Source organism: Pseudomonas sp. Pseusp11 (assembly GCF_047304405.1).
Lineage (GTDB): Bacteria > Pseudomonadota > Gammaproteobacteria > Pseudomonadales > Pseudomonadaceae > Aquipseudomonas.
On sequence record NZ_JBGLZF010000010.1, the window covers coordinates 44,704 to 58,152 of the forward strand.

Here is a 13,449-nt window from a genome sequence, read left to right on the forward strand (position 1 = left end):
GTAAGCCATGCGTTCATCGAAAGTCATTCATGTGGTCAGCTGCCACGCCGAAGGCGAAGTCGGCGATGTGATCGTCGGCGGTGTCGCCCCACCACCGGGCGCCACCGTGTGGGAACAATCGCGCTGGATCGCCAAGGATGAAACCCTGCGCAATTTCGTCCTCAACGAACCCCGTGGTGGCGTGTTCCGCCACGTCAATCTGCTGGTGCCGGCCAAGGACCCTCGGGCGCAAATGGCGTGGATCATCATGGAGCCGGCGGACACGCCACCGATGTCCGGTTCCAATTCGCTGTGCGTCGCCACGGTGCTGCTCGACAGCGGCATCCTGCCGATGACCGAACCGCAAACCCGGCTGGTGCTCGAAGCGCCCGGCGGGTTGATCGAGGCCGTAGCCGACTGCCGTGACGGCAAGGTCGAACGGGTGGAAATCAAGAACGTGCCCTCCTTCGCTGACCGCCTCGACGCCTGGATCGAAGTCGAAGGCCTCGGCTCGTTGCAGGTCGACACTGCGTACGGCGGCGACAGTTTTGTCATCGCCGACGCCAAACGCCTGGGCTTTGCCATCCGCCCTGACGAGGCCGCTGAACTGGTCGAGGTCGGGTTGAAAATCACTCGCGCAGCCAACGAACAGCTGGGCTTCGTCCATCCGCTGAACTCCGAGTGGTCGCATATTTCCTTCTGCCAGATTGCCGCGCCCATCGTCGTTGAAAACGGCATCGCCACCGGGGCCAACGCAGTGGTGATTCAACCCGGCAAGATCGACCGCTCCCCCACCGGCACTGGCTGTTCGGCGCGTATGGCGGTGTTGCAGGCCAAGGGATTGATGCAGGTGGGCGAGCGCTTTATCGGCCGTTCGATCCTCGGTTCCGAATTCCATTGCCGCATCGATTCGATGACCGAAGTGGCCGGCCGCCCGGCGATCTACCCGTGCATTTCCGGCCGGGCCTGGATCACCGGCACCCACCAATTACTGCTCGACCCGAGCGATCCCTGGCCACAGGGCTATCGCCTGTCAGACACCTGGCCGGGTGCCTGACACTGAACCGGAGCTTGTGTGGAGAGGAGAGTTTTTGTGGCTAAGCAGCTTTTGTGGCGAGGGAGCTTGCTCCCGCTGGGTTGCGCAGCAGCCCCAATGCTGTAATCGCGGTTTGTCTGAAACAATCGGTGGTCTGGTTTCACGACTGCTGCGCAGCCGAACGGGAGCAAGCTCCCTCGCCACAAAAGCTGCCTCACCACACATGCTCCCTCGCCACAGGGATTTCACCAGTAGCAAAAAACCCTGATTGATTGAAAAAACCACTGGCCGAGTATCGGCATTTAAAATATCGTATACGAAATACAAAAACGAACCGGAGGCAACAATGAGCAAGCGCATTAACTGGAGTGGCGTCTTCCCCGCGGTGACCACTCAATTCAACGATGACTTCTCCATCAACCTGGAAAAAACCCACCAGGTGATTTCCAACGTGATCCGTGACGGCGTATCGGGCCTGGTGGTGTGTGGTTCGGTGGGGGAAAACACCTCATTGACCGCCGAAGAAAAAATCGCCGTGACCGAAGTTGCGGTCGACGCCTCTCGCGGTCGCGTGCCAGTGATTTGCGGTGTGGCCGAATTCACCAGCGTGCAAGCGGCCAAGGTGGCCAACGCGGTGCGCAGGGTCGGTGTCGACGGCGTGATGCTGATGCCGGCGCTGGTCTACGGCTCCAAGCCGTTCGAGACCGCCGAGCATTACCGCTACGTGGCGAAGAACGCCGACGTACCGTTGATGGTTTACAACAACCCGCCGATCTACAAAAACGACGTCACCCCGGACATCCTGATTTCCCTGGCCGACTGCGACAACGTGGTGTGCTTCAAGGATTCCTCCGGCGATACCCGTCGTTTCATCGACGTGCGCAACGAAGTCGGCGACCGTTTCGTGCTGTTCGCAGGTCTCGATGACGTGGTGCTGGAAAGCATCGCGGTGGGGGCCGAAGGCTGGGTCTCGGGCATGTCGAACGTATTCCCGAAAGAAGGCGAGACCATCTTCCGCCTGGCCAAGGCCGGTCGCTTTGCCGAAGCCATGCCGATCTACGAATGGCTGATGCCGATCCTGCACCTCGATGCCCGTGCCGACCTGGTGCAGTGCATCAAACTCTGCGAAGCCATCGCCGGTCGCGGCAGCGCCCTGACCCGTCCGCCACGCCTGGCACTGCCGCAAGCCGATCGGGAGTTCGTCGAGCAGATCATGGCCAAGGCCATGGCCAACCGTCCGGAGTTGCCGGACGTCGGTCTCTGAGTGATTGCCGGGCGGACCCTTGCGGGTCCGGCCCGGCTACCTGTTTTCGCGCCTCTACAGGAAACGTCAGCATGTCCCATCCTCACAGCACGTCCAGCGCAACCACACCCTCGGGACTCAAACGCGTGGTGGCCGCCGCCATGGCCGGCACTGTCGCCGAGTGGTATGAATTCTTTCTCTATGGCACCGCCTCGGCATTGGTCTTCGGCCAGCTGTTCTTCCGTCAGACCGACAGTCCGATCGACGGCATTATCGCCGCCTTCGCCCTGTACGCCGTCGGCTTCCTCGCCCGTCCGTTGGGCGGTCTGGTGTTCGGTCACTACGGTGACAAGTTCGGCCGCAAGCGCCTGCTGCAACTGAGCCTGGTGGTGGTTGGCATCACCACGTTCCTGATGGGTTGCCTGCCCGGCTTCGACAGCATCGGCTATGCCGCGCCGGTGTTATTGGTGCTGCTGCGGCTGATCCAGGGCTTTGCCTTCGGTGGCGAATGGGGTGGCGCGATTCTGCTGGTGTCCGAGCACTGCCCGGACAATCGCCGGGGCTTCTGGGCCAGTTGGCCGCAAGCCGGGGTGCCGGCCGGCAACCTGGTGGCGACCGTCGCCCTGCTGCTGTTGTCGTCAAACCTGTCGGAACAACAATTCCTCGCCTGGGGCTGGCGCGTGGCGTTCTGGTTCTCGGCGGTGGTGGTGCTGATCGGCTACTGGATTCGCACCAGCGTCGATGACGCGCCGATTTTCAAGGAGGCCCAGGCCCGGCAAGCGCAGACCAAGCAACAACAACTGGGCGTGGTGGAAGTGCTGCGTCATCACTGGCGCGCGGTGCTGGTGGGGATCGGCGCGCGGTTTGCCGAGAACATCCTCTATTACACCGTGGTCACCTTTTCGATCACCTACCTGAAACTGGTGGTGCACAAGGACACTTCAGAGATTCTGTTGCTGATGTTCGGCGCGCACCTGCTGCACTTTTTCCTGATCCCGTTGATGGGCTATCTGTCGGATATCGTGGGGCGCAAACCGGTGTACCTGATCGGCGCGGTGCTCACTGCGTTCTGGGGCTTCATCGGCTTCCCGATGATGGACACCGGCAACAACTGGCTGATCATCGGCGCCATCACCCTGGGCCTGGCCATCGAGTCGATGACCTATGCGCCCTACTCGGCGCTGATGGCCGAAATGTTCCCGACCCACGTGCGCTACACCGCCCTTTCGCTGTGCTACCAGGTGGCGCCGATCTTCGCCGGATCCCTCGCGCCGCTGATCGCCATCACCCTGCTCAACAAGTATCACAGCTCGACACCGATCGCCTGGTACCTGGTGGGCGCCGCGCTGATCTCCATCGTGGCCGTCGGCCTGACCCGGGAAACCCGTGGCAAGTCTTTGCACCTGGTGGATGCCGAATCCGCTGCGCGCATTGCTGCTCTGGACAACACCGTGCCGGCCGCTGCGCGCCGGGGTGATTCGCTGGCTTGAACCTTGTACCTGCAGACCCTGTGGCGAGGGAGCTTGCTCCCGCTTGAGTGCGCAGCACTCGCAAAAGAGGCAACGGTTGCCACTATTTTGGGGCCGCTACGCAGCCCAACGCGAGCAAGCTCGCTCGCCACAAGACAGCGCACGACTCAGCACCTTGATTGACCTGCAAGGGTCCTGCCTCACCTTTTTCGACAGGAGTTTTCCATGCCCGAGATCATCGGCCACAACTACATCGGCGGTGCCCGCAGCGCCGCTGGCCACATCGCGATGCAGAGCCATGACGCCAGCACCGGCGCAGCACTGCCCTACTCGTTCATGCAAGCCACCGCCGAGGAAGTGCATGCCGCCGCCCAGGCCGCCGCTGCCGCTTACCCGACCTTTCGCAATCTGCCAGCGACGCGCCGTGCGGAGTTTCTCGAAGCCATCGCCGCGCAACTGGATGCCCTCGATGACGAATTCGTCGCCCTGGTCACCCGCGAAACCGCCCTGCCAACCGGACGCATCCAGGGCGAACGCAGCCGTACCAGCGGCCAGATGCGCCTGTTCGCCCAGGTGCTGCGCCGGGGAGATTTCTATGGTGCGCGCATCGACCGCGCGTTGCCCGAACGTCAGCCTCTGCCACGGGTCGACTTGCGCCAATACCGGATCGGCGTCGGCCCGGTGGCCGTGTTCGGCGCCAGTAACTTCCCGCTGGCCTTTTCCACCGCTGGCGGGGACACCGCCGCCGCCCTGGCCGCCGGTTGCCCGGTGGTGTTCAAGGCCCACAGCGGACACATGGCGACCGCCGAGTGCGTGGCCGACGCAATCATCCGCGCCGCCGAGCAAACCGACATGCCTGAAGGCGTGTTCAACATGATCTACGGTGCGGGCGTCGGTGAAGCGCTGGTCAAGCATCCGGCAATCCAGGCCGTCGGTTTCACCGGCTCGCTGAAAGGCGGTCGCGCCCTCTGTGACATGGCCGCCGCACGACCACAACCGATTCCCGTATTCGCCGAAATGAGCAGCATCAACCCAGTGCTGGTATTGCCTGAAGCCCTGCGCGCACGGGGCGAAAAAATCGCCGGTGAACTGGTGGCGTCGGTGGTTCAGGGGTGCGGTCAGTTCTGTACCAATCCGGGATTGGTGATCGGTATCCGCTCACCGCAGTTCAGCGCGTTCACCGCGCGGCTCAGCGCCTTGATGGCCGAACAACCGGCGCAAACCATGCTCAACGCCGGCACCCTCGCCAGCTACGAAAAAGGTGTGCAGGCGTTAGTCGACCATCCAGGGATAAGCCATCTGGCAGGCCAGGACCAGCACGGCAATCAAGCCCGGCCGCAACTGTTCAAGGCCGACGTCAGCCTGCTGCTCAAGGGTGATCCGCTGTTGCAGGAAGAAGTGTTCGGCCCGACCACCCTCGTCGTCGAAGTGGCCGACAAGGCGCAGCTGCAACAGGCACTGCACAGTCTGCACGGGCAACTCACCACCACCCTGATCGGCGAAACGCAGGACCTGCTGGAACATGCGGACCTGCTGGTGCTGCTGGAACAAAAGGCCGGCCGGGTGCTGTTCAATGGCTACCCCACCGGCGTTGAAGTGTGCGATGCGATGGTGCATGGCGGTCCTTACCCGGCGACCTCCGACGCCCGCGGCACGTCGGTCGGCAGCCTGGCCATCGAGCGTTTCCTGCGCCCGGTGTGCTACCAGAACTGCCCGGATGCCTTGCTGCCCGACGCCCTGAAAAACGCCAACCCGCTGGGTATTGCCCGCCTGGTTGATGGCGCCAGCCACCGCGAACCGGTCTGACAACACAACGCTCCTGTGTGGCGAGGGGGCTTGCCCCCGTTCGGCTGCGTAGCAGTCGTAAAAACATTACATGCGGTGTACCTGACACAGCGCGATTGCTGGTTTTGGGGCCGCTTCGCAACCCAACGGGGGCAAGCCCCCTCACCACACAAGCCCCCTCGCCACACAGGCTCGCTTCCACAGGAGTTCGGATTATCAAGTCAGCAGCGCTTTCAGATCGTTGTACAGCGCCTCGGGAATCTGCACGCCCTCCACCAAACTGTGCGCCCGCGCCGCATAACGCCGTTGCGACGGCAAGCGCGCCCCCTGCCCTTCAATTCCTTGAAACAACACCTCGGCCCGGGCCAAGTGCTCTTCAGTGGCCGCTCCCAGAAAACGTCGCGGATCCAGCGCGATGATCAACTCGCCATGGTAGGGCGATGACTTGCTGCCCGCGTCGTAAGCCAGTGACTCGGCACTAGTCAGGTCACCGATCAAAGGCCCGGCAATCAACTCCACCATCGCCGCCAGCGCGGAGCCCTTGTGCCCACCGAACGTCAGCATCGCGCCGCTGTCGAGCACCAGGTTGGCATCGGTGCTCGGCCGCCCCTCGGCGTCCACGCCCCAGCCCTCGGGAATCGCCTTGCCGGCACGCCGATGCAACTCGATATCGCCACGGGCAATTGCACTGGTGGCGAAGTCGAACACGAACGGATCCTGCCCCACGCGTGGCCAGCCAAAGGCAATGGGATTGGTGCCGAACACCGGCACCCGTCCCCCGGCCGGCGCTACCCAGGCATGACTCGGATTACACGCCAGCGCCACCAGCCCGGCGGCGGTCAACTGCTCGATCTCCACCCACAGCGCCGAGAAATGCACGCAGCGATTGATCGCCAACGCCGCAACCCCGTTGGCCCGGGTTTTCTCCGCCAGTAGCGGCAAACCTGCCTGGAACGCCAACTGCGAAAAACCACCCCCGGCATCCACCCGCACAATCGACGGCGCCTGGTCGATCACCCGTGGCTCGGCATCCGCCGACACCTTGCCGGCCCGCAGGGAATTCACGCAGCCCAGAATCCGGTACAAGCCGTGGGAGGCACAGCCATCGCGCTCGCCAGCGATCACCGTCGCCGCCACCGCTTGCGCATGGGCCAGGTTAAAACCGTTGTGCAACAGGATCGATTCGGCCAATTCACGGGCTTCGATCAGGGTCAGTCGAATCATGGTCATCTCCTTGGACAGACCGTTCAGACTGGCCAAGTCCAAGGCTCACGGCTTGATCGCTTTAGTTCGGGTTGATGACGAATTCGGCATATCGCTGAAACGGCCGACCGCGTGTTGCCCGGCCACTCGTCGGGCGGCGCAACCCGACTGATTGACATCGATGGGTGCCTGGGCAATTATTATTAAATCGCATGCGATATAAACGTATACGACACACAAATCACATCATTCGAAACACTGAGGATCCACCCCATGAGCAAGATCGAAAAAGTCCTGATGACCGGCAAGACTCACACCACCGCCAGCGCCAGCGCCGCTGGCAACACGTCGCGTGGTCATAACGGCAGCCTCGACATTACGCTGTCGTCGCCTGGAAGCGCGAAACCGGCGCACGTGTTCACCGCCATTCAGCCACACCCGACCGCCGAGCAGCTGTTCGCCGGTGCATGGTCAGCTTGTTACACCGCCGCCGTCGGGCTGGTGGCCAATGACATGAACGTGGTGCTGCCGTCTGATTTGTCGGTCGACATCGAAGTCGATCTGGGCCAGACCGGTGCGGCCTACTTCCTTCAGGCTCGATTGACGCTCCGCGTGCCGGGTCTGGCGCACGACGTTGCGACGACACTGGCGCACACCGCCGATCAGATTTGCCCGTACTCGAAGGCGACGCGCGGCAATATCGACGTTGCCCTGAACGTCCTCACGGTTTGACGCACAGCGATTGCATTTTTTCTCCAAATACATCGCACGCGCTTTAAGCGCATGCGAATCACAAACCCATGCATGCGGCCGGTCAGACGTTGCTGTCAGACCGGCCACCGTCAACAAATCAGAGCTGTTCCGACACAATCGTATACGAGGTATATTTTGCCTTTGCGAGCCTTCTACTTTGGCCAACGAGGAAGCACATGAAACGCACTGACAAGACAGTCCCCGCTGATCTGAAGCTCTCCGACTTCCTGTGTTTTGCGGTCTATTCCACGAACCTGGCCTTCGGCAAGGCCTACAAGCCGATACTCGAGCACTTGGGGCTCACCTATACGCAATACATCACCATCGTTGCGCTATGGGAGGAAGACCACCAAACCGTGGGCAGCCTGGGCGAGAAGCTGTTTCTCGAATCGAACACGCTCACACCGATCCTGAAGAAACTGGAAGCGATGGGCTATCTGCAGAGGCAACGTGATCCCGAGGACGAACGGCAGGTGCGGATCAGCCTGACGAAAAGCGGTCGACAGCTACGCGAAGACCGCCCCGAGAAGGGCCTTTCCCACGCAACGGGTCTGGAACCGGAAGAGTTCGCACAGTTGCAGAACGCGATCGTGAAACTGCGCAACAACCTCATCAAATCGACGAAAGCCGAAGGATGAGCGGCTGCTTCCTCTGCGCCCTACTGACTCTTCGAGCCCAGGTCGCCAGACCTGGTTTTTACGCTGACCTTTTTTGACATTTTTTTGCCAATCTCACCCGTAGAGTGGCTTGTCTGGCCCTATAGGTAACTGTCAATGAAAGCCCCCAGCCCTTGCGAGATGGACGAAGAAATTCTCACTCAAGCCGCGCATTGGTGCATGCGTTTGCAGGATGATACCTGTACGACCGAAGAGCGTCTGGCCTTCCAGCACTGGATCCAGATCGATCCACGCCATGCATTTGAGTACGCCAAAATGCTTGAGATCTGGGAACTCAGTGATGGATCGCCGAACAATAAAAGCACGTCGAAAAAACTGCTGACCGACACGTCGCCCCTGCATGACGGCGTCCGCAAAATGTAACTTGAGGGCTGCAGCACCCGCACCATCGGCAATCGTTCCCTGATCCCGACAAAATGGGCTTGCCGGTCCCTATCGGCAAGCTCCTGGACATCGACGGATCATTAACGCGCGGGGTGCTCGTTGATCATGCTGGCTGCCTGGAACAGGATTTGCGCGACGAAATCGATTTCCTGTTCGGTGATGATCAGCGGCGGCAAAAAGCGCACGGTCGCGCCAAAGCGTCCACCCAGCTCGACGATCAGGCCGCGCTTCAAGCATGCCTGCTGGAAGGCTTTTGCCCGTGCGGTGTCCACCGGCGGATGCCCCTGTACGTCGAGAGCGCCCTGCGGATCGACGATTTCCATGCCGAGCATCAGACCGCGACCACGTACATCGCCAATCCAGGTGAACTCGCTTTGCAGCATCTGCAACTGTTTGCGCAGGTGTGCGCCAGCGGTCTCGGCGTGGGCCACCAGGCCTTCATCGCGGATGAAGCGCAAGGTCGCGGTGCCGGCCGCCATCGCCAGCTGATTGCCACGGAAGGTGCCGGCGTGGGCACCCGGCTGCCAGACATCCAGCGAATCGTTGTAGACCATGACCGACAGCGGCAGACCACCACCGATGGCTTTGGACAAGGTGATGACGTCAGGCGTGATGCCCGATTGCTCGAAGCCGAACATCCGGCCGCTGCGGGCGATGCCGCACTGGATCTCGTCGACGATCAGCGGAATGCCGTGAGCCTGGGTCAATCGGCGAAGTTCCTGAAGCCAGCGGTCCGGCGCGGCAATCACCCCGCCCTCCCCTTGAATCGGTTCCAGGATCATTGCCGCCGGCGCGGTGACGCCGCTTTCCGGATCGTTGAGCAAATGCTCGAGGTAACGCACATTCAGCGTTACCCCCTGATCGCCGGCCACACCGAACGGGCAACGGTAATCGTGGGGGAACGGCAAGCGTTGTACGCCTGGCATCAACGCACCGAGGGCATTTTTCGGCGACAGGTTGCCACTGATGGCCAACGTCCCCAGGGTCATCCCGTGGTAAGCCCCTTCAAACGCCAGCACCGAGTGCCGCCCGGTGGCTGTGCGGGTGAGTTTGAGCGCCGCTTCGACCGCGTCGGCACCGCTTGGGCCGCAAAACTGGATGCGCGCATTGCGAGCGAATTCGCTGGGCAGGCAAGCAAAAATCTCTTGTACGAAGGCGTCCTTCACCGGGGTCATGAGGTCCAGGGTATGCATCGGCACACCGGCCGCCATGACTTGGGTGATGGCTTCGATAATCACCGGATGGTTGTGGCCCAGCGCCAGGGTTCCGGCACCGGCCAGACAATCGACAAACACTTGCCCCCGACTGTCCTGCACATAAATGCCATGGGCTCGTTCGAGCACCAGTGGAATGCGTCGCGGGTAACTGCGGGCATTGGATTCCTGCTGTTGCTGACGTTCCAGCAGCGGCGTGGAATCCAGGCAGTAAGAGCTCGACAGACCGCTATGCAACAGACGTAGCTGTTGCGCGCCACCCGCCGTGACATTCGAAAAAGCACTCATGATTTCCTCCATGGAGACTGGGTTTGGAAGGGAACGGGGCTGCCTGAATACGAACGTCTCAGGCAGCGACAACCTTGAAACCGAACGCGGGGAGCCTGCCTCCCCGCGCTTATGGGTTTACATGTCGTAGCGCAGAACCATACCCACCGTGCGCGGCGCGCCGACGTCGATGATGTCGCCGCTGCGGTTGTTGGTGACGTATTCCTTGTCGAAGGCGTTTTTCACGAAACCGGACACCGCGACGTTCTTGGTGACCTTGTATTCGGTGTTGAAGTTGACCAGCCAGTAGTTGTCGCTCTTGCGCTCGCCGGTGACCTTGCCGTCCGCGCCGAACTTGTATTCCGACGGGGTGGTGCTCTGGTAGGTGACGTCCGTGTTGAAGGTCAGGCGGTCGTCGAAGCGATAGGTGCCGCCCACCGACATCTTGTACTTGGGCGAATAGAGGAACGATTCGCCGCTCATGTCCCGGCCATCGCCCGTGACGAAGTCCTTGTACTTGCCATCGGTGATGGCGCCACCGGCGGTCAGCGTCAGCTGTTCAGTGAGGTCTTTTTCAACAAAGACTTCCAGACCCTTGATGTCGCTGCGGCCGGCGTTGAAGACGCGAGCGAACTGAGTGTCCGGGTCCTGCACACTGACCTGCTGGTCTTTCCAGTCGGTGTAGTACAGGTTGGCGCGGGTACGCAGGGTCTCGTCGAAGAATGAACCGCGGTACGACAGTTCGTAGTTGGTGGTGTATTCAGGGTCGTAGGCCTCGTGACCGCCTCCGGCGCGGACGTTGACGCCGCCGCCGCGATAGCCTTTCTGCGCCATGAATCCAAGGTACTGCCCGGTCGCCAACTCGTAGTTAATACCGAGCTTCGGCAGCACGGCATCAAACGACTTGCTGACTTTCCCGGGACTGGAGAAGTCATCCTGATTGACGTCGGTATCGTTCGTCTCGTGGTCGTAGCGAAGACCGGTAATCAACGTCCAGCGCGGGGCGAAGGTCCAGTTGATTTCACCGAAAACCGCCTTGTTTTCAATCGTCGTGTCGCCCTTGACGGTCGCAAACAGTTCGTTATCGAACAACAACTTGTCGTGGAAGTTGTTGGTGTTGTGGCCATAGTAGGCACCGACAAAGCTCTTGACCGTGTCCGAGGCGTAATTCAGACGCAGCTCTTGACTGAACAGGTCGCCGTCCTGCTTGCGCAGAATGACTTCGTTGGCATCAGCGGTCTGGTCGAAGTCCAGACGATTGCTGTAGTCCGAACGGGTGTTGGCGGTAAGGCTGGTCAGGGACCATGCATCGTTCAGGCGATAGTCTACCTTGGCGCTGACGGTGTCTTGCTTGAGGTTATCGAAGGCCTTGGTGTTGGAAGCAACCTTGTAATAGCGGACCTTGTCGTTGACGCGCATCACCGAGTTGTCGCCCTGACGGTGTTCACTGTGGGCGTAGGTCAGCAATACATCAGTGTCGTCATTAGGCAGGATCAGCAATTTACCGCGGGCATTGCTCGTACGGTGCGGGTTGGCATCGTCTTGGGTGGTGACGTTATCGATGTAACCGTCGCCGTCCTGATAATCCACGGCGATACGCCCGGCGATCTTGTCGTCGACGATCGAACCGCCGCCCGCAACAGCTGCTCCGCGCTCACCATAGTTCCCCACATTGGTTTGCGCCGAGAAGCTCGGTTGGAAGGTTGGATTTTTGGTCTGGATCACCACCGCGCCAGCCAGAGAGTTACGTCCCTGAGTGGTGGACTGCGGGCCGAGGAACACTTCGACCTGTTCCGCATCCCACAGCGGGATCGGGCTGAGGGTCAGTGCGCGGTTCGGTTGCACGGCGCCGTCGACATACACCGAGACCGCACCGTTGAGAGTCGCCGGGCCCTGGTCATCGAAACCTGACACCGGCACACCACGAATACCCCAGTTCTCGTTACCGGCCTGGCTGTACACGCCCGGCGTGCGGGCGAACACATCGACCAGGCTGTGGTCGGCCTTCTCGCGTAATTGCTGTTCGGTGACGACCACGACGCTGGACTGGGTTTGCTCAAGGGTGCGGTTGATTTTTTCACCCGTCACGGTGATCGGAGCGATCTCCATTGTGTTCGACTGTTCAGCCGCCCATGCGCTGTTAATCAGGCATACCGCCGACCCCACAGCCAACGCAATCGTATTCTTTTTGAAATTCACGCCCCGCTCCCATGCGACAGATACTTGTTGTTTTTTCAACTGGCTGAATGCTGTTCGGCGCCAGCGGGGCGGAGTCTAATCGAAAAAAAAATTTAAAGGAATAAGATTGATAATCCATCTCATTTGTAACTAAGATGCCGCCGTGTATCTGAGCGAATACATTTCAGTCGAGCTCTGCGCCGGCGACCTCTGCCCTGTTTTCAAGGTCTGCCCAAGCCGCTCCGACTGGTCGAAAAAGATAAAAAGGATGTGTAAAGGATGACCTCAATCGAACACCTGAGCGGGCGTTCCGAGCCTTTTTCCATTGCTCCGGCGGATGGCAGCGAGCTGTCGTTACCCGTGCTGGTGCAGGCGGTGCCGGGACAGTCGATTCATGATCTCGACGCATCGATCCGCGACAGCCTGCCCCATGCACTGACCACCGTTGGCGGGATGCTGTTTCGCGGATTCACCGTCGCCACCCCCATCGACTTCAAGCGCTTCGCCGCCAGTTTCGGCGTACCGCTGGCCAGCTACGAATTCGGCTCCACGCCACGCAGCAAAGTCTTCGCCGGGGTGTACAGCTCCACCGAATACCCGGCCCATCAATTCATCCCCTTGCACAACGAGCAGGCCTATACCCGGCCATGGCCTTCGCGCATCTGGTTCCACTGCATCAAGGCCAGTGAAACCGGTGGCGAAACGCCGATTGCCGACAGCCGCCTGATCTACCAGCGCATGCCCGCCGAGATTCGCGAGTTGTTCGCCAGCCGCGAGCTTCTCTATGTGCGCAATTACAGCGGCGCCCTCGACCTGCCCTGGCAGAAAGTCTTCAACACTGAAGACCGCGCCCAGGTTGAACGCTACTGCCAGGACAACGACATCGAGTGGGAATGGAAAGCCGATGGCGACCTTCGCACCCGTCAGCGTTGCGCCGCCGTGCAGCAGCACCCCGATACCGGTGAGTGGGTCTGGTTCAATCAGGCGCACCTGTTTCACGTATCGGCCATCGAACCCAGCATACGCGCCAGCCTGCTGGCGGCGGTGGGTGAAGAGAACCTGCCGCGCCACGTCTACTTCGGCGACGGCTCGGCCATTCCCGACGACGTGCTCGACACTGTGCGCGAGGTCTATCGCCAGACCGCCATCAGCTTCCCCTGGCAGCCCGGCGACATCCTGATGCTCGACAATCGACTGGTCGCACACGGCCGCAATCCTTACACCGGTGACCGCAAAGTCATCGTTGCCATGGCGTGAATTG

General features: G+C 60.9%; 11 protein-coding genes. 8 read left to right on the forward strand and 3 right to left on the reverse strand.

The genetic code is table 11. The features are described 5' to 3' along the window. Positions 1-7: 7 nt before the first annotated feature. From ACCC96_RS10535 to ACCC96_RS10550, 4 genes are all read left to right on the forward strand, one after another. Positions 8-1,036 (forward strand): trans-3-hydroxy-L-proline dehydratase, encoded by a 1,029-nt coding sequence (locus ACCC96_RS10535; protein WP_413695760.1) that lies wholly within the window; start codon positions 8-10, stop codon positions 1,034-1,036. Positions 1,037-1,361: 325 nt separating this feature from the next. Next, complete coding sequence (locus ACCC96_RS10540; protein ID WP_018928306.1) at positions 1,362-2,279, forward strand: dihydrodipicolinate synthase family protein; 918 nt, start codon at positions 1,362-1,364, stop codon at positions 2,277-2,279. Between the two features lie 71 nt (positions 2,280-2,350). Next, positions 2,351-3,748: a fosfomycin efflux MFS transporter AbaF gene (gene abaF / locus ACCC96_RS10545; protein WP_413695761.1), complete on the forward strand. Its 1,398-nt coding sequence runs from the start codon at positions 2,351-2,353 to the stop codon at positions 3,746-3,748. 204 nt (positions 3,749-3,952) lie between these two features. Continuing rightward, the gene (locus ACCC96_RS10550) at positions 3,953-5,533 is read left to right on the forward strand and encodes an aldehyde dehydrogenase (NADP(+)) (protein WP_413695762.1); all 1,581 of its coding nucleotides are present in this window, start codon (positions 3,953-3,955) and stop codon (positions 5,531-5,533) included. Positions 5,534-5,728: 195 nt separating this feature from the next. Here ACCC96_RS10550 and ACCC96_RS10555 read toward each other — a convergent pair whose 3' ends face one another. Beyond that, a complete protein-coding gene (locus ACCC96_RS10555; protein ID WP_413695763.1) occupies positions 5,729-6,736 on the reverse strand; it encodes an Ldh family oxidoreductase in 1,008 nt (335 codons plus the stop codon). 252 nt (positions 6,737-6,988) lie between these two features. Here ACCC96_RS10555 and ACCC96_RS10560 point away from each other — a divergent pair, with 252 nt between their 5' ends. The 3 genes from ACCC96_RS10560 (at position 6,989) to ACCC96_RS10570 (ending at position 8,508) form a co-directional block, all read left to right on the forward strand. Next, positions 6,989-7,447: an Ohr family peroxiredoxin gene (locus tag ACCC96_RS10560; RefSeq protein ID WP_413695764.1), complete on the forward strand. Its 459-nt coding sequence runs from the start codon at positions 6,989-6,991 to the stop codon at positions 7,445-7,447. Positions 7,448-7,644: 197 nt separating this feature from the next. Beyond that, a complete protein-coding gene (locus tag ACCC96_RS10565; RefSeq protein ID WP_192351466.1) occupies positions 7,645-8,106 on the forward strand; it encodes a MarR family winged helix-turn-helix transcriptional regulator in 462 nt (153 codons plus the stop codon). A 135-nt stretch (positions 8,107-8,241) separates the two neighbouring features. After that, positions 8,242-8,508 carry a FecR/PupR family sigma factor regulator gene (locus tag ACCC96_RS10570; protein ID WP_026345856.1) on the forward strand — a complete coding sequence of 89 codons (267 nt, stop codon included), beginning with the start codon at positions 8,242-8,244 and terminating at the stop codon, positions 8,506-8,508. Positions 8,509-8,609: 101 nt separating this feature from the next. Here the strand turns inward: ACCC96_RS10570 and ACCC96_RS10575 are convergent, their stop codons facing one another. Then, on the reverse strand, positions 8,610-10,031 hold the full coding sequence (locus ACCC96_RS10575) for a diaminobutyrate--2-oxoglutarate transaminase (RefSeq protein ID WP_413695765.1): 1,422 nt from the start codon (positions 10,029-10,031) through the stop codon (positions 8,610-8,612). Between the two features lie 117 nt (positions 10,032-10,148). Next, positions 10,149-12,209: a TonB-dependent receptor gene (locus ACCC96_RS10580; RefSeq protein ID WP_413695766.1), complete on the reverse strand. Its 2,061-nt coding sequence runs from the start codon at positions 12,207-12,209 to the stop codon at positions 10,149-10,151. 258 nt (positions 12,210-12,467) lie between these two features. On the opposite strand from ACCC96_RS10580, the gene ACCC96_RS10585 reads away from it, so the two are divergent. After that, positions 12,468-13,445 carry a TauD/TfdA family dioxygenase gene (locus tag ACCC96_RS10585; protein ID WP_413695767.1) on the forward strand — a complete coding sequence of 326 codons (978 nt, stop codon included), beginning with the start codon at positions 12,468-12,470 and terminating at the stop codon, positions 13,443-13,445. Positions 13,446-13,449: the final 4 nt, after the last annotated feature.

Coding starts and splice junctions, on each gene's coding strand:
- ACCC96_RS10535 (WP_413695760.1), top strand. CDS start 8: ATGCGTTCATCGAAAGTCATTCATGTGGTCAGCTGCCACGCCGAAGGC.
- ACCC96_RS10540 (WP_018928306.1), top strand. CDS start 1,362: ATGAGCAAGCGCATTAACTGGAGTGGCGTCTTCCCCGCGGTGACCACT.
- abaF (WP_413695761.1), top strand. CDS start 2,351: ATGTCCCATCCTCACAGCACGTCCAGCGCAACCACACCCTCGGGACTC.
- ACCC96_RS10550 (WP_413695762.1), top strand. CDS start 3,953: ATGCCCGAGATCATCGGCCACAACTACATCGGCGGTGCCCGCAGCGCC.
- ACCC96_RS10555 (WP_413695763.1), bottom strand. CDS start 6,736: ATGATTCGACTGACCCTGATCGAAGCCCGTGAATTGGCCGAATCGATC.
- ACCC96_RS10560 (WP_413695764.1), top strand. CDS start 6,989: ATGAGCAAGATCGAAAAAGTCCTGATGACCGGCAAGACTCACACCACC.
- ACCC96_RS10565 (WP_192351466.1), top strand. CDS start 7,645: ATGAAACGCACTGACAAGACAGTCCCCGCTGATCTGAAGCTCTCCGAC.
- ACCC96_RS10570 (WP_026345856.1), top strand. CDS start 8,242: ATGAAAGCCCCCAGCCCTTGCGAGATGGACGAAGAAATTCTCACTCAA.
- ACCC96_RS10575 (WP_413695765.1), bottom strand. CDS start 10,031: ATGAGTGCTTTTTCGAATGTCACGGCGGGTGGCGCGCAACAGCTACGT.
- ACCC96_RS10585 (WP_413695767.1), top strand. CDS start 12,468: ATGACCTCAATCGAACACCTGAGCGGGCGTTCCGAGCCTTTTTCCATT.